Here is a 17581-nt window from a genome sequence, read left to right on the forward strand (position 1 = left end):
ATATAAATTCAAAAAGGCGGTTTCAATATTGAAACCGCCTTTTTTATTGCCCAAAAAAAAAGGACAAATTTAGATTTGTCCTTTTTTTATAGTTTTCGACTTAATTAGTCAATTGCTCTTTTTGTAATATCTCCAAAGGCATCAATTCTTCTGTCTCTGAAGAATGGCCAGTTTTGACGGACATTTTCCTGTAAATCTAAATCAACTTCAGCAATCAGGATTTCTTCCTGATCATGAGATGCCTGAGCTAAAATTTCACCTTGCGGTCCAGCGATAAACGATGCTCCCCAAAACTGAATTCCGTCAGTTCCGTCGATGTATTGTTCTAAACCAATTCGGTTAGCAGCAGCAACAAAAACGCCATTTGCAACAGCATGTCCTTTCATTACGTTCATCCACGCACCGTATTGATTTTCTCCGTATTGTTCTTTTTCTTTTGGATGCCATCCAATTGCTGTTGGATAAAACAACACTTCAGCACCTTTTAAAGCGGTGATTCGAGCTGCTTCCGGATACCATTGATCCCAACAAATAAGTGTTCCAACTTTTCCTTTTTTAGTTTCGATCGCCTGAAATCCTAAATCCCCAGGAGTGAAATAGAATTTTTCATAAAAATGAGGATCGTCCGGAATGTGCATTTTACGGTATAAACCAGCTTCTGTTCCGTCTGTATCGATGATGTAAGCACTGTTGTGGTAAATTCCAGCCATTCTTTTTTCGAAGAAAGGAACAATAATAACCACTCCCAATTCTTTTGCCAACGCACTAAAAGCAATAAAAGAAGTACTATACAATGGTTCTGCTAAAGCAAAATTATCTACATCTTCGCTTTGGCAAAAATAATGACTGCTATATAATTCTGGCAACAAGATTACCTCTGCACCTTTATTGGCTGCATCTTTTACCCAACTGATACATTTTTTAAGATTATTTTCAGCAACGTCATTCAGATTTAACTGAATAACGGCTATTTTATATTTTCTTTTCGGCATGACTTAAAATTTAGAATGCAAAAATAGTAATTTTTAGAGGAATGACAAAAGGAACAATCTCAGTACTAAATTAAAAAAAGAGCTTACCAGCTCTTTTCGATTTGTGAGTTTGAATTTAGTCTATTAGAAAAAATCCTAACAATATAAATTACATTTTCTTCTTCTGTATATAATATTTTAAAACTTCTAACTACAATTTTTCTATATTCTGGTTCAATCTCATCTTTTTGATATTGTTCAGAAAAATGAATATTTTTAGTAGTTTCTAAAATATCATCCTTTAACTTATTTGCTCCCTGAATTGATTTTTCTTTATAAAAATTAAAAATTGTTTTAACTTATTCTTGGCTACATTAGTCCAAATTACATTTTTCACCTTACTCATTACCAATTCCCAGCTTCTTTTTCTAAATCATCTTGCGAAATTATTTCTCCGTTTTTAATTTCTAATTTTGCAGATGCTAATTCTGTTTTATAAGCCATTCTTGTGATAGCTTTTCCATCAACGGAAAATGTAACAATTTCTTCTTCCTGGTAACTTTCAATAACTGCCTTTACAACTTTTAAAAGACGTTCATCTGCAGTATTTATATATTCTAAAACACTATCTCTTACCTCTAAAGCTCCCATAATTATATTCATTTGATCATTTAAAGATAGTCATTTTGATTTGAATTTAAAATAACAGAAACACATTCATTTTCTTAAAAAAAACCATTTTACAATTAGCTTAATTCATTTAAAATTGAATCAACGAATTGCAAAATGGCTTAAACCTAAATTTATAACCTAAAAACTGTATTACTCAATAACCACCTTTTGTGTGATAAATTCAGTTTCAGATTTTTTGAATTTAATATCAAAAGTTCCTTTTACTGCTGATTTGAATTTATAAACCTCTTTTTGAGGTGTTGGTACTTGTAATGTACAAACTTGAGATGGATATTTTACTTCTACTTGCAATCCTTTTTCTGCGCCAATTGTTACTTCTGAAAATTTATTGAAAACTCCGCATGCATTGTCTGCTGTAAAAGTTACTTCGTAGCTCAATTCTTCATTTATTTTTCCGGTTACGGGACCTTTAACTTCAGACGCAAAAGCACTTTTTGTGGTTCCGTTATCTACAACTTTTTCGTCGTCATTGCTGCAAGAAAATAACACAGTAGATAAAAATAATACTACTAAAACTGATTTAATTTTAAAACTTTTCATATAAAATAATAATTAATTGTTAATTACTATGAAGATGCAAATGCGTTACATTGGTTGCTTATGCAAAATGTTAAATGTTTCTGCAACTACACTAAACAATTGTAAGTCAGTTTTTTGTCAATTGAAAAAAAATTGCGCAACAACCGTTATTTCTTATAAAAACCAGAACTTCTCGCTTAGCCCCGATAGAGCCGTTATCCTTTTATGGCAGGGTTTGCCATAAAAGATAAAGGCGAAAGCGGGACAGGTCGTCTTTTGAAAAAGATTATTGTGCTTCAAAAAAAAAAAAAAAACACCAGCCTTTCGACTGGTGTTTAAATATCTTTTATTAATTAGATTATACTGCAGTAGGTTTTTTAGGAAGTATTTTTTTTATCAAATTTACAATTACTAAAACTACAAGCCCCAATGCTAAGCCTACTACAAATTCTTTTATAATATCAGGGAGATTAATTTTAGGTGATAGATGATGAAAAAATGGAATATAATGCACGAAAATACCTCCGGCAACTAATAATAATGCAATTGTACCAATTACGGTTAACGCCTTTATAACTAGCGGAAGAGCCTTTACTAATATATTACCAATAAATTTTGATATACTTTTTTCTTTTTTACCGAATTTAATAAGCTTGTAACCTGCTTCGTCCATGCGAACGATTAATGCTACAATTCCGTAAACACCAATTGTTGCAATGACTGCAATAATAGAAACTACTATGATTTGTTGCGTGATAGGTTGGCCTATAACTGTTCCTAGTGCAATAATTACAATTTCGACAGAGAGAATAAAATCGGTTACAATTGCCGACTTTATCTTTCCTTTTTCCATTGCCAGAATTTCTTCTTCAGTGAAGTTTTCTTCGGTTATTCCTTCTGATTCTTCATGCGAATGAGGAACTATAAATTCGTATATTTTTTCGGCTCCTTCGTACGCTAAAAATAACCCACCCAAAACTAAGACTACAATAATAGCAACTGGAAAAAAAGCGCTCAACAAAAAGGCGATTGGCAGAATGATGATTTTATTAAGAAGCGAACCTTTACTGATCGCCCATAATACCGGAAGTTCTCTTGAAGAGGCAAATCCGGAAGCTTTTTCGGCATTAACAGCTAAATCGTCACCCAAAATACCTGCAGTTTTTTTTGCTGCAACTTTACTCATTACGGCAACATCGTCCATAATTGCTGCAATATCGTCTAATAGTACGAAAAACCCTGATGCCATTATACTTGTTTTTATTTTGTGATTCTACTTAATTGTGTAGTGCGAATCTACTACTTTTGATTCAATTTTCCTCTAAAAAATTAGTGGCATTGTCCTAAAAGCACCCAAATAATTATAAAAACTAAGATAGTACCAAAGCACCCTCCGCCTAATTTTTTTGCTCCGTAACCCGCGATCAATCCTCTAAAAATGTTATTCATAATATTGGTTTTTAGTTATTTATTTGATTAAATATAATGATTTTTATAGTATCATAAAATTGAGCATTTAATTAGTAAATTATTTTATAGGACTTTCAAAAAAAGTTTCATGATTCACGGTTTTACTTGTATTCAAAAAAAAACACCAGCTTTAAACTGGTGTTTTAAAAAAAAAATATTTTTTAAGTTATGCGACTGGGTGTGTTTGGTTTCTGAAAACCAATTTTCCGTCGAAAGCATCTATTAAAATAATACTGTCTGTTGTAATATTTCCTGCCAGAATTTCTTTTGACAATTGATTTAAAACTTCTCTTTGAATTACGCGTTTTACTGGTCTTGCACCAAATTCAGGATCATAACCTTTATCTGAAAGATATTTGATTCCTTCGGGCGTTGCATCCATTGTAATACCTTGTAAAGCCAGCATTTTGCTAACGCTTTTCAATTGTAAGCTCACAATTCTGGAGATATTATCAACCGTTAGTGGCGTAAACATTACGATTTCGTCAATACGATTTATAAATTCCGGACGAACAGTTTGTTTTAATAATCCTAAAACTTCCACTTTGGCAGCTTCGGTTGCAGAATCGATACTTCCTTTTAAATTCTCAAATTTCTCCTGTATAATCTGACTTCCCATATTGGATGTCATGATGATAATGGTGTTTTTGAAATCAGCCAAACGACCCTTATTATCTGTCAAACGTCCTTCATCTAAAACCTGCAATAAAATATTGAAAGTGTCGGGATGCGCTTTTTCGATCTCATCTAACAAAATCACAGAATAAGGTTTTCTACGAACGGCTTCTGTCAATTGTCCACCTTCATCATAGCCGACATATCCCGGAGGCGCACCAACTAAACGGCTCACACTGTGGCGCTCCTGATACTCACTCATATCGATACGCGTCATGGCATTTTCGTCATCAAAAAGATATTCGGCCAAAGCTTTTGCCAACTCTGTTTTACCCACTCCTGTTGTTCCTAAAAATAAGAATGTTCCAACAGGTTTTTTCATATCCTGTAAACCTGCGCGGCTTCTGCGTACGGCATCACTCACAGCTTCGATCGCTTCTTCCTGACCTACTACTCTTCTGTGTAATTCTTCTTCCAGGTGAAGCAGTTTCTCTCTTTCTGTCTGAAGCATTTTCATTACCGGAATTCCGGTCCATTTTGCAACAACTTCGGCGATATCTTCACGTGTAACTTCTTCTTTTATTAAAGAGTTACCTGATTGGTATTCCTGCAATTGTTTCAATAAAACATCCAGACGTTCCTGCGCTTCCTTAATTTTTCCGTAACGAATTTCAGCTACTTTTCCGTAATCACCATCGCGTTCTGCACGCTCTGCTTCATATTTAAAATCTTCAATTTCTTGTTTTACGGACTGGATTCCGTCCACAACGTCTTTCTCCGATTTCCATTTTGCATAAATTTCATTTCGCTCTTCTTTCAAATTGGCCAAATCCATACGCAAAAGCTTGAGTTTATTCTCTTCTTTTTCACGTTTAATAGCTTCAATCTCAATTTCTAATTGCATGATTTTACGATCCAAAACATCCAATTCTTCTGGTTTTGAATTGATTTCCATACGCAATTTAGAAGCCGCTTCGTCCATTAAATCAATGGCTTTATCCGGTAGAAAACGATTCGTAATATAACGTTGCGAAAGTTCAACAGCAGCAATAATTGCTTCATCTTTAATTTGAACTTTATGATGTGTTTCGTATTTTTCTTTGATTCCACGCAAAATCGAGATCGCACTTTCGGTATCCGGTTCATCTACTAAAACCTTTTGAAAACGACGTTCTAAAGCTTTATCTTTTTCAAAATATTTTTGATACTCGTCTAAAGTTGTTGCTCCAATCGCTCTTAATTCTCCACGAGCCAAGGCTGGTTTCAGGATATTAGCTGCATCCATAGCACCTTCTCCTCCACCTGCACCAACAAGGGTATGAATCTCATCAATAAATAAAACAATATCACCTTCGGCAGCGGTAACTTCTTTTACTACCGATTTTAATCTTTCTTCAAATTCTCCTTTGTACTTTGCACCGGCAATCAATGCTCCCATATCTAAAGAGAAAACTATTTTATCTTTTAAGTTTTCAGGCACGTCGCCATCAACAATTCTGTGTGCTAGACCTTCTGCAATAGCAGTTTTACCAACTCCTGGTTCACCAACCAACATTGGGTTGTTTTTGGTTCTTCTGGTCAAAATTTGCAATACACGACGAATTTCTTCATCGCGCCCGATAACCGGATCCAGTTTTCCCTCACGCGCTAATTCGTTTAAGTTTTTAGCGTATTTATTTAGGGCATTATATGTTTCCTCTGCTGATGCCGAGGTTACTCTCTCCCCTTTTCTAAGTTCTTCAATTGTTGCTTTTAAAGCTTTTCCGGTAACGCCCTGATCCTTTAAAATTTGAGCCACTTTGCTTTTTGAGTCGAAAATAGCCAAAATTAAATGCTCGATCGAAACGTATTCGTCGTTCATTTTTTGTGCAATGATTTCTGCTTCATTCAACGCTTTATTCGCATCTCTGGAAAGCATAATATCGCCTCCGGAAACCTTTGGAAAGCTTTGAATAGTTGAATCTAATATTTGTAAAAACAACGGCACATTTACATTCAGTTTTTTCAAAATAAACGGTGCTACATTTTCATCAACCTCAAAAATGGCTTTAAAAATGTGTTCGTTTTCTATTTGTTGTTGTCCGTATCGTTGTGCCAATTGCTGTGAAAGCTGAATGGCTTCCTGCGATTTAGTTGTAAATTTATTTATGTTCATATATCTAATATTTAGGTTTGATTTTTATTTTAATAATCGATACCATTAAAATTCGAATTTATTGAATCCACTTTTTAATTTTAAATGGTGTAATTTTGCTAATGAACTTTCAAATTATATTCCATTCTAAAAATACAGACAAATTGACATTTAAAACTGGTTTTTACCTAATTTTAAATGTCAAAAAGTCATAAACACAGTCAAAATATGAGTTTTTTAAATTCTATCTTCGGAAATTCAGACAATCCTGAGTCACAAAAAAGAAATGTAAACTGGATTCCTCTTACAAATTTAGCACAGTTAAATGATATAGAGAACATGTCTAATGTTAAGCCTATCGTAATTTTTAAGCATAGCACCAGATGCAGTATAAGTCGTTTTGCCTTAAAACAATTCGAAAGAGATTATGATTTAGACGAAACGGTTGATGCTTTCTTTTTAGATTTAATCGAACATCGTGACGTTTCAAATGAAATTGCCAATAAATTTGGTGTTTATCATGAATCACCACAGCTTATCTTGATTAAAAATGGCAAAGCTGTTTATGATGTTTCGCATAGCGATATTGATGCTGAGGCATTGAAAAGTAAAGTTTAGTTTTTTGTAAAATGTAAAATGTAAAATGTGAATTGTGAGATGTTATATTTCTCACAATTCACATTTTACATTTTACAAAAATCATTTCACAACTCTAAAAATTTCCTTCTGAACCTCCGCCGCTAAAACCTCCACCTCCAAATTCCATTGGGGAATCTTGTGGTTTTACTGCTGGTTTCATTCCAAAAGCCGAGGCTACAATTAGGGCTTCAGCATTTAAAATTGCATTTGAATTATTGATTCTGTCCGGTTTAAAAGTCAATCCACTTTCCTTCTCTTTTAATTTCTTTATAGAGAAATAAGCTATTGCAAATAACACTAACCCACCAAGCGTTAAGGCAACTTCAATTGGCAAAACAGAATAATAGAATCGGATGGTGTAAATTGAAAAACCAATGGCTAAAAAGCTGATCCAAAGCATTATTCTGTCCTTTGTCTTTAAAGCTTGTACCAAATAAACAATTGGAACAATTAGTGTAAAAGCATAAAAGAAATAAGCAAAAGGAATATCGGTTCCCGGAAGAATTTCATTTCCTAAAAGCATTACAGAAAGTTCTCTCACAACCAAATAATTGCATGAAAGATAGAAAAGAACTAAACAGAAACTATTGGCTAACAAAAGGCCTTTGTAATAATAACTTTCTGTACGATTAGCAATTGATTTTTTAGTAAAAAAATAAAATCCTGCAGAAACAAACATTGCAACAAAAGGCAAAATAGTTTTTCCGATTGGACCAAATTCAAATAGTCCGTAAAATAAAACTGCTGAACTTGCCAAACAAAAAGCCAATAAAGATGGCAAATGCAAATATCGTTTGTAGATTACAAACGCTGCAATTGCCATAAAAATAACAATAATCAATTCGTATCCATCAGTTGAAATTCCGATAGCTAAACCAATATTTAAAATGGTTCCTAAACTAAAGGCATCATCTAAACCATGTTTATAATATTTTTGATTGGCTAGAATTTCTGCTCCTGCAAAACCAATTCCTGCAAAAATATAACAACAGATTTTGAAGTATAACGTATCACCAAACATTCCAATTAAAGAAATCGCTCCGCAAATTGATGCGTACAAAAATGATCCTAATAAAAAGAATCCCAAACGAACCAGAATATTCTTTTGAGTATGAAAATCTGGCAACTCTTTTTTTATTAAATCTCTTTGTTCTTTACTAATAAAACCAGCATTTTGCAAAGAATTCGCTTCTTCCAACAATGCCAAATCGTTCAGTAATTGTTTATCGTGCGCTATCATTCGGTTATTTCTTTATGGAAGTTTTTAATCAATTTAATAAATAATACTATTGAACCAATAAAATAGATAGGCAGAAGAAAAACAAACAATCTCCAGATATCTGAGGAATCAATAGTATCAAAAATTCGGAATAAAAATATATTCAAACCAATATAAGCGTAAACAATCATAAAAACATATAGTGACATTGCCTTAATTTTATGGCTCACCTTATAAAAATAATACGATGAAGCTAATAAAACTAATCCAAAAAGCATCCAAATACCACCATCGCTGTTATCGCCTACAAGATTACTTATAGATGCAATACTTATTAAATGCAAAGCAAAAGTTAGATAGATGATATTAAAATGCGTTTTGAGATTTATTTTTGAACTATAAATGGTATACAAAATAAGTAAACCGCCCAAAATAATGGCTGAATAACTCAGGTTTGGATTGGCATAAAAATCATTATGCAATAAATCCTGTGGCGTCACCGAAAGTCCGATATAAGCTGCTAAACCAGTAATAGCAATAGTTAAAACACTTTTATTATCAAAATAATAGGCACAAAAGAAACTAACTATTGTTGGAATTAAAGTTGCCAGATCATAATGCGTCCCAAAAGGTTTATACTGGAATTGCAGATAACCAATAAAAATGCAAGTCAGAATATTGGCCGCTAAAACTAAATATTCTAAAATTGGATTCTCAAAAGCAGTTTCTGTTCTCTGAAATCCTTTTGAGTTTTTAAAGCAGTAATAAAAACAAACTGCGATAACAATAAGCAATATCGAAAGAATGGCAATATGACCAATACTGTCGATATTTTTATAAATCAAAATTCCAATTCCGGAAGTAAAAAGTAAAACGGATAAATACAGGAAAAGTTTCAGTTCTGCATTTAATGAGAAAATATTCAGATTTCGATAAGCCGTAATTTCCTGATATTGATTCTCAGTAATTAAACTCTTATCCAGCAGCGCTTGCGTCGCCTGGTCATCAAATTTATTCATGTTTTGGTTTTATAAATAGCAAATCAAAAATAGTCTTTTTTGCTTCAATCAAGCTTTTTTTTGTAAACAAAATCTTTCCTGTTTTACTTGATTTTATAGAATTTAAAAATTAGAAAGTATAATATTTTACAAAAAAAACATACTGTTTCATTTTTATTATTACATTCGTGTAATCGATTACATTAAACCGCTTTACTTTATGAGAAACCAAACATTTACTTAAAATGAAAAAACTAATTGTATTTATTTTTGCAATGGGCTTAACCAACCTGTCTGCACAAAATTATTTTATGACGGCACCAGAAGGCTATGGAGCTGCCGCTACGGGAGGCGGAAACACAGCTCCTGTAACCGTTTCTACTTATACTGATTTAACAGCAAAATTAAAATTAACAACTCCACAGGTTATTTTAGTATCAGGAACTATTGCATTTTCATATACAAGTGTACTAGTCAATGATAAAACTATTATTGGATTACCTGGCGCAAGATTGGTCAATACAGATCAGACTGCTGCCGGATCCGGAATCCTGAGTTTAAAGCCAGGTTCAAATAATATTATTATACGAAACCTAATATTTGAGGGTCCGGGCGCTTATGATGTTGATGGTCACGATAATCTTACTTCAGAGGCAACTAATATCTGGGTTGATCATTGTGAATTTCAGGATGGAATGGACGGTAATTTTGATAACAAAGGAGCTGCTGATAATGTTACCATTTCATGGTGTAAATTTACCTATCTAAAAACTCCTAAAGCGGGAGGTTCCGGTGGTGCCGATGATCATAGATTTACCAATTTAGTTGGTTCAGGAAAAAGTGATTTTCCAGCTGATGGTCATTATAGTATTACTTTTAAAAACTGTTATTGGGCCGATGGCTGCAGAGAACGTATGCCACGTGGCCGCAATACTGAACTTCATATTCTGAATTGCTATTACAATACTTCTGTGACAAGCTCACTGGCTATTGGTTTGGGCGGTGGTGATAAAAATTCGACTTGTTATGTTGAAGGAACTGACTTTGCTAAAATAGGAACAGCATTTAAAAATTATATTAGTACTGACGGAGGAACAGTTGGAATTGTGTTTTCAAACTGCCTGAAAGCTTCAGCTGATTATGGCGAAGCCGTTACTAAACCTGCCTATACCTACACTACTCTTCCTGTTTCAGATGTTGCAGGATCCATTGCTAATACATCCTGTGGTGCCGGAGCAACGCTTCAGGTTTCTGCTGCTGGTGTAATTTCTACCTCTTGTAGTAATTTAGGAATTGCAGAAAATGCAAACAATTTAGATTTAAAATATTACCCAACTGTTATAGACAGTTTGTTATATGTTCAGTTTTCAAATAAAGAAAATGGAACGGCACTTATAAGTATATTTTCTGCAAATGGATCAAAAGTATATTCCAATTCGAAAAACATTACTGCTGATGAAAAAATTGAATTAAATATGGGAAGTTTAGCAAAAGGGAATTATATCTGTAAAATTCAAATTGACAAGAGAATCAAAACTTTCAAGTTTATAAAAAACTAAGAATCAACGCTAATAAAAAGAAAGCCGATTTGCATTTAAACAAATCGGCTTTCTTTTTTGAAATAGTCAACTTTAAAAAGCAGCTTTCATTTTATCTTTAATGGCATCCAAACACAGATTATTGATACTGCCTTCGTGCGTGTGTTTTGTTTCTTTTGGAGATTGATAAGTTCCTGCTTCCAGTTGTTCTGCAACGGCTTTGTAAGCATCTCTAAAAGGCATTCCAGCCACAACCATTTCGTTTAAAGTATCAACCGTAAACAAATAATCGTATTTTTTATCTTTTAAAATATTGTCTTTAACGGTAATATCTTTTACAGAGAAAATCGCAATATCCAAACATGCTTTTAAGTTTTGAAGTGCCGGAAACAAGCCTTCTTTTAAAAGTTGTAAATCCCTGTGATAACCGCTTGGAAGATTATTCGTGATTAAAGTGATCTCGTATGGAAGCGCCTGAATCTTATTACATTTCCCTCTGATTAATTCGAAAACATCAGGGTTTTTCTTGTGCGGCATAATACTTGAACCTGTTGTAAGATGCGCCGGAAGACTGATAAAATCAAAATTCTGACTCATATACAAACAAACATCCATTGCAAATTTTGATAAAGTTGCTGCAACACTGCTCATAGCGAAAGCAACTGTTTTTTCTGCTTTTCCACGACTCATTTGTGCCGCAACAGCATTAAATTTTAAGGTTTCAAAACCTAACTCCTGAGTTGTAAATGTTCTGTTGATTGGAAAAGAACTTCCGTAACCTGCAGCAGATCCTAGTGGATTTTGATCCACAATTTTCAACGCTGCATTCAGCATTGTTACATCATCAATTAAACTTTCGGCATAAGCAGAAAACCACATTCCGAATGACGATGGCATAGCGATTTGTAAATGCGTATAACCTGGTAATAAAACGTTTTGGTGTTTCTCTGCTGATTCCATCAACAAGTCGAATAATGTTTTTACCTGCTCTTTTATGGCTTTTAATTCATCTTTTAAATACAAATGAACATCAACCAAAACCTGATCGTTACGTGAACGCGCGGTGTGGATTTTCTTTCCGGCATCGCCAAGTTTTACTGTCAATAAATATTCGATTTTAGAATGCACATCTTCAAAACTGTCTTCAATTTCGAAATTTCCAACTACGATATCAGCAATAATATCGTTTAATGCATCAACCAAAGAAGTTGTTTCTTCTAAAGTTAATAAACCAATTTGCCCCAGCATTTTAGCGTGTGCAATTGAACCTAAAGCATCGTATTTTGCCAAAACTAAATCTAATTCACGATCGTTTCCAACGGTGAAATGTTCAATTTGTTTATCTGTTGGTATTCCTTTTTCCCAAAGTTTCATAGGTGATATTTTTAGATCCTATTACGGTTAGTTTTCCGCCACGAATTCACGAATTAATTTTAAAATAATTCGTGAATTCGTGGCGGTTTTTCTTTTCTTATAATTTAAAGAAATCGCTTAGTATTTTGATATACAAGTCGACTCCTTCTTCAATTTCATTTACAAAAATAAATTCGTCTGCTGAATGTGACCGCAGTGTTTCTCCTGGTCCTAGTTTTAAAGACTGACAGCTTAAAACGGATTGATCTGAAAGTGTTGGTGATCCGTACGTTGTTCTACCCAATGCAATTCCGGCCTGAACTAAACCGTGTGCAATTGGAATAGACGAAGCATTTAAATGCATTGATCTTGGCGTTACTTCGGCATTTACGTTTGCCTTTACCACTTCTAAAATCTCCGTATTTGAATAACGATCAGTTACACGAATATCAACGACCAAATCACATTCTGACGGCACAACATTATGCTGTTTTCCTGCACTAATCTGCGTTACGGTCATTTTTACAGGACCTAAAACATCAGAAATTTTATCGAATTTATAGTTTTTAAACCATTCCATTACCGGAATTGCTTTGTATAATGCATTATCATCATTTTGATGCGCGGCGTGGCTTGCAGTTCCTTTTACTTTTACATCTAAAACCAATAACCCTTTCTCGGCTACAGCCAATTGCATTAATGTAGGTTCGCCTACAATGGCACAATCTAATTCTGGTAAATGTTTTAAAACGCTGTTTAAACCATTTTTTCCGCTGCTTTCTTCTTCGGCGGAAGCCACAATTACCAAATTATGCGACAAGTTTTGATTCTCATAAAAATGAACAAAAGTTGCCAACAATGAAACCAGACAGCCTCCGGCATCATTACTTCCTAACCCATATAATTTCCCGTCTTTTTCAATTGCTTTAAAAGGATCGTTTGTATAAGCTTGATTTGGTTTAACCGTATCATGGTGAGAATTCAGTAAAAGTGTTGGTTTATTTTCGTCGAAATACTTATTGAATGCCCAAACATTGTTATTTTCTCTTTTAAAAGGAATTTCGTTTTGATTGAACCAATTTTCTATTAGAAGAGCCGTTTGATCTTCTTCACTTGAAAATGAAGGGGTTTCGATAAGCCTTTTTAATAAACTAATTGCTTCCTGGGTAAGCGTTGCAATATTTTTCATAGTTAATGGTTTCTTTGCCACGAAGGCTCGAAGTCACAAAGTTTTTATTAAATCTGTGACATTTTTAATATGCGCAAATTTCTTAAATTAATATTTAAAACACCTTCCGCAATTCTATTTTTTTGCCACAGATTAAAACAATTTTCGCAGATTTATAAATCCTTTTAATCATTTAATCTGTGGCTATTTTTTATAATGTAATTGTAGTATGCAAAACATCTGGATTTTGCAACATTCTATGATGTCCAATTTTGATTTTCTGAACACCTCTTGACAAGCTGTTGAAGCAGTTATCCAATTTCGGAATCATTCCGGAATGAATTACTTTTTCTTCTTTTAACTTATTATACAACGCTTCATTTATTTCTGTAATTACAGATGAATCATCTTCTGAATCTTGTAAAACGCCTTGTTTTTCGAAACAATATGTTAGTGTAACATCAAAAACTTCAGACAAAGCAATTGATAATTCGCTTGCAATGGTATCGGCATTTGTGTTTAATAATTGACCGTTTTTATCGTGCGTGATCGCGCAGAAAACGGGTACAATTCCGCTTTCAAGCAATGTTTTTAACAAAGCTGTGTTCACTTTTTTTACATCGCCTACAAATCCATAATCAATTGTTGGATGGTTTCTTTTTACTGACTGAATTAAATTCCCGTCAGCTCCTGAAAATCCCATTGCATTATTGTCTTTTGCCTGCAATTGCGCTACAACATTTTTATTGATTTCTCCTGCATAAATCATTACCACAACATCAAGCATTGGAGCATCTGTAATTCGGCGACCTTCAATCATTTGAGGCGTTAAACCAATACTTTGTGCCATTTTTGTAGCCGATTTTCCACCGCCATGAACCAAAACTTTATATCCTTCTATTTTAGAAAAATCAGTTAGGAATTGTTCTAGTTCTGTTGGATTGTCGATTATATTTCCACCAATTTTTATTACGGTAACTTCTTTCATTAGGTTCTAAGTTGCTAAGGTTCTAAGGAACTAAGGTTTTTAATCGGCAGTTTCTTAGTATCTTAGAAACTTAGAACCTTAGTCCCTTAAAAAATTATAATTTCTTCAAAATCTTTTGTAAAACTAATTGCGCTGAATATGTTCTGTTATTCGCTTGCTGAATTACAATTGAATTTTCGCTATCAATTACTTCGTCGCTTACAATTACATTACGACGCACAGGGAGGCAGTGCATAAACTTTCCGTTGTTTGTCAAAGCCATTTTTTCAGCAGTAACTGTCCAGCTTGGGTCGATATTGGTTACTTTTCCGTAGTCATTAAAATTACTCCAGTTTTTCACGTAAACGAAATCTGCATTTTCGAATGCTTTATTTTGATCGTATTCTATTTTACAATCTTTGGTAATTTCTGGACTCAATTCGTAACCTTCCGGATGTGTGATTACAAAATCCATATCTTTTTGCATTTGCATCATTTCTACAAATGAATTGGCAACCGCCTGAGGCAAAGCTTTTGGATGCGGTGCCCAGGAAAGGACCACTTTTGGTTTGTGTTTCGTTTTATATTCTTCCATTGTAATTGCATCTGCCAAAGACTGTAATGGATGACGCACGGCACTTTCCATATTAACGATTGGAACAGTTGCGTGTTTCAAGAATCCTGAAATAACGGTTTCAGCATAATCTTTTTCTTTGTCTGCCAGACCTGCGAATGCACGAATAGCGATAATATCGCAATATTGAGAAACGACTTCTGCTGCTTCTTTAATATGTTCTGAAGCACCAGAATTCATAACAGCCCCGTCTTCGAACTCTAATGTCCAGCCTTCGTTGGTAAAGTTCATTACCATAACATTCATTCCTAAGTTTAAAGCTGCTTTTTGAGTACTCAAACGCGTTCTTAAACTCGGATTAAAGAATAACATTCCTAATGTTTTGTTCTTTCCTAAACTTTGATTTTTAAGCGGATTTTTTTTGATTTTTAATGCGCTTTTTACCCATTTTGATAATGAGTTGATATCTTGAATTGAAATATAATTCATAACTTTTTGTTTAATCGGTTAATCGTTAATTTGTTTAATCGGTTTCTTAACTAAACAAATTTAACTTCTATGCTTTTAAATAGTTCTCTATGGTTCTTTATTCAATCGATTAAACGATTAAACAAATAAACAATTAAACTATTCTGGTAAACGGAATTTCCTCCTTTAATGCTTTTAAAATAAAATTATCATTTAATCCGTTTACGATCCAGGTTTCTATGTTGGCGGCTTTTGCAATTCCGGCTGCTTCAATTTTCGATTGCATTCCGCCTGTACCGTGTGATGATTTTGATTCTCCGATTTCTTTTTCTAATACTTTTAAATCGTTTACTAATTTAATGGTTTCAGGATTTTCATCATGAATAGAATCCTTCGTATAAATTCCGTTTGTATTGGTCGCAATAATCAGAATATCAACATTTAAAAGAACCGCTGTTAAAGCCGCTAATTTATCATTATCTCCAAACCGAATCTCATCTGTGGCAACGGTATCATTTTCATTAATAATCGGAATGTAATTATTCTCCACCAAAACATTAATTGTATTGACAATATTTACTTTCGATTGCTGCTTTTCAAAATCAGAATAAGACAATAAACATTGCGATGTCAACAAACCTAAATCACTGAAATTTTCATGGAAAATCCGCATTAAATGGGGTTGACCAATCGACGCCAAAGCTTGTTTCAATGCAATTTCTTTGCCTTTACTTTCTAGTTTCACAAATTGTTTTGCGGCTGCGATTGCTCCTGAACTCACAATTACAAATTCGTAATCTTTATTCAAAGCGGCGATCTGCATACCAATATCTTCAATCTTTCCCCGCGAAATATGGTTGGTTTCCTTGGTTAAAGTGTTACTTCCTATTTTTAATAAAATCCTTTTTTTGCTCATTTTTTCTAAGATGCTAAGGTTCTGAGATACTAAGATTCTAAGTTTTTTCAAAACTCAATTGAACATTCTCTAATTTTCTAATTGTCAAATTATCTCAATTACCTGATTTGTCCTTCTCCGTACACGTACCACTTATTAGTAACCAAATGCTGAAGTCCAATTGGCCCTCTTTGGTGCAATTTATCTGTGCTTATAGCCAATTCTCCACCCAAGCCGAATTGTCCTCCATCTGTAAAACGTGGTGAAGCATTTTGATACACTGCTGCTGCATCAACTGCTTCCATGAATTCCTGCGCTGCTTTATCGTCTCTCGTAATAATTACTGCCGAATGTCCTCCGCAATATTTATTGATTTTTTCAATCGCATTTGCCTCAGAATCAATTGTTCCAATTACAATTTTATAATCCAAAAACTCTTCGTACCAAATATCTTCATTCTGAAGTGTTTCTGTATCTTCAAAACTTTTCAAAGATTCATCTACAATTACTTCAACATTAAATTCTTTTAATTCTTCAATTAAAATAGCTACAAAACCTTCAAAATTAGGTAATTTAGAATCGATTAAAACCTTATCAACTGCATTACAAGCTGAAATTTTAGATGTTTTAGCGTTTAAAATTACTTTTAAAGCCAAATCTGTATCTGCTTTTTCATGAACGTACACAAAATTGTTTCCGCGACCGCTTACAATAACTGGACAAGTCGCGTGTGCTTTGACAAATTCAATCAACTTTTCTCCTCCCCTTGGAACAATTAAATCTACTTTTTGAGTTGGTTTTTCTAAGAAAGCTTGTGTTTCTGTACGATTATAATTCAAATATTCAACCCAATCTTTAGAAACTCCATTTTCTTCTAAAGCCTGATGCCATAGATCAACAATCTTTAAGTTTGATTTTAAGGATTCTTTCCCTCCTTTTAATAAAATCTTATTTCCGGATTTAAAAGCAATTCCACCTGCTTCGATTGTTACGTCGGGACGCGATTCGTAAATAATCAAAATCGTCCCAAATGCAGCTGTTTTATTAATGACTTTGATTCCATTATCATGAACAAAATGAAAACGCTCTACTCCAACCGGATCTTCTTGTGAAGCCAATTGATTCAATGATAAAATCATCTCATTAACCTTTTTATCATCTACTTTTAATCGTTCTTCCATAGCTAAATCTGAGCCATCATAAGCCAATAAATCCTCCTGATTAGTGAGAATTATTTGATTCCGCTCCTGCTCGACCAGCTTTGTCATGGAACGCAAAACGAGGTTGCGTTTTTCAATTGATAATGGATTCATAATTTATAGTTGGTTGGTTGTTTTTCGGTTGTTTCTTTTAAGGGAAA

The 17581-nt window shown here is 33.7% G+C and carries 15 protein-coding genes; 2 read left to right on the forward strand and 13 right to left on the reverse strand.

Annotation, left to right across the window (positions count from 1 at the left end):
- Positions 1–104: 104 nt before the first annotated feature.
- The 5 genes from B0A65_RS21505 to clpB form a co-directional block, all read right to left on the reverse strand.
- Positions 105–992, reverse strand: coding sequence for a carbon-nitrogen hydrolase (locus B0A65_RS21505; protein WP_074657663.1), 888 nt, complete (start codon positions 990–992; stop codon positions 105–107).
- Between the two features lie 384 nt (positions 993–1376).
- The gene (locus tag B0A65_RS21510; protein ID WP_123890411.1) at positions 1377–1634 is read right to left on the reverse strand and encodes a hypothetical protein; all 258 of its coding nucleotides are present in this window, start codon (positions 1632–1634) and stop codon (positions 1377–1379) included.
- Between the two features lie 159 nt (positions 1635–1793).
- The gene (locus tag B0A65_RS21515; protein ID WP_074657658.1) at positions 1794–2204 is read right to left on the reverse strand and encodes a fimbrillin family protein; all 411 of its coding nucleotides are present in this window, start codon (positions 2202–2204) and stop codon (positions 1794–1796) included.
- A gap of 337 nt (positions 2205–2541) precedes the next feature.
- Complete coding sequence (locus B0A65_RS21520) at positions 2542–3432, reverse strand: DUF808 domain-containing protein (RefSeq protein ID WP_074657656.1); 891 nt, start codon at positions 3430–3432, stop codon at positions 2542–2544.
- A 387-nt stretch (positions 3433–3819) separates the two neighbouring features.
- Entirely contained in the window at positions 3820–6423 is a 2604-nt protein-coding gene (gene clpB / locus B0A65_RS21525; RefSeq protein ID WP_074657653.1) for an ATP-dependent chaperone ClpB, read from the reverse strand.
- A 207-nt stretch (positions 6424–6630) separates the two neighbouring features.
- On the opposite strand from clpB, the gene ytxJ reads away from it, so the two are divergent.
- Positions 6631–7020, forward strand: a complete 390-nt coding sequence (ytxJ, locus tag B0A65_RS21530; protein ID WP_074658312.1) for a bacillithiol system redox-active protein YtxJ — start codon at positions 6631–6633, stop codon at positions 7018–7020.
- Between the two features lie 94 nt (positions 7021–7114).
- On the opposite strand, the gene B0A65_RS21535 is transcribed toward ytxJ, so the two are convergent.
- A complete protein-coding gene (locus B0A65_RS21535; protein ID WP_074657650.1) occupies positions 7115–8281 on the reverse strand; it encodes a hypothetical protein in 1167 nt (388 codons plus the stop codon).
- Positions 8278–9279, reverse strand: a complete 1002-nt coding sequence (locus B0A65_RS21540) for a DUF2157 domain-containing protein (RefSeq protein WP_074657648.1) — start codon at positions 9277–9279, stop codon at positions 8278–8280. The genes B0A65_RS21535 and B0A65_RS21540 overlap by 4 nt, the downstream gene beginning before the upstream one ends.
- Before the next feature lie 224 nt (positions 9280–9503).
- On the opposite strand from B0A65_RS21540, the gene B0A65_RS21545 reads away from it, so the two are divergent.
- On the forward strand, positions 9504–10817 hold the full coding sequence (locus B0A65_RS21545; protein ID WP_074657645.1) for a pectate lyase family protein: 1314 nt from the start codon (positions 9504–9506) through the stop codon (positions 10815–10817).
- A gap of 72 nt (positions 10818–10889) precedes the next feature.
- On the opposite strand, the gene argH is transcribed toward B0A65_RS21545, so the two are convergent.
- From argH to B0A65_RS21575, 6 genes are all read right to left on the reverse strand, one after another.
- Positions 10890–12170, reverse strand: a complete 1281-nt coding sequence (gene argH / locus B0A65_RS21550) for an argininosuccinate lyase (RefSeq protein ID WP_074657642.1) — start codon at positions 12168–12170, stop codon at positions 10890–10892.
- 97 nt (positions 12171–12267) lie between these two features.
- Entirely contained in the window at positions 12268–13338 is a 1071-nt protein-coding gene (locus tag B0A65_RS21555; protein ID WP_074657640.1) for a M20 family metallo-hydrolase, read from the reverse strand.
- A 190-nt stretch (positions 13339–13528) separates the two neighbouring features.
- Positions 13529–14305: an acetylglutamate kinase gene (argB, locus tag B0A65_RS21560; RefSeq protein WP_074657637.1), complete on the reverse strand. Its 777-nt coding sequence runs from the start codon at positions 14303–14305 to the stop codon at positions 13529–13531.
- 94 nt (positions 14306–14399) lie between these two features.
- Positions 14400–15347 carry an N-acetylornithine carbamoyltransferase gene (locus B0A65_RS21565; RefSeq protein WP_056185276.1) on the reverse strand — a complete coding sequence of 316 codons (948 nt, stop codon included), beginning with the start codon at positions 15345–15347 and terminating at the stop codon, positions 14400–14402.
- 133 nt (positions 15348–15480) lie between these two features.
- Complete coding sequence (proB, locus tag B0A65_RS21570) at positions 15481–16242, reverse strand: glutamate 5-kinase (protein ID WP_074657634.1); 762 nt, start codon at positions 16240–16242, stop codon at positions 15481–15483.
- A 98-nt stretch (positions 16243–16340) separates the two neighbouring features.
- Complete coding sequence (locus tag B0A65_RS21575) at positions 16341–17534, reverse strand: glutamate-5-semialdehyde dehydrogenase (protein WP_074657631.1); 1194 nt, start codon at positions 17532–17534, stop codon at positions 16341–16343.
- Between the last annotated feature and the right edge of the window lie 47 nt (positions 17535–17581).

Origin of the sequence: Flavobacterium frigidimaris, assembly GCF_002217275.1 — a bacterium.
Classification (GTDB): Bacteria; Bacteroidota; Bacteroidia; order Flavobacteriales; family Flavobacteriaceae; genus Flavobacterium; species Flavobacterium aquidurense.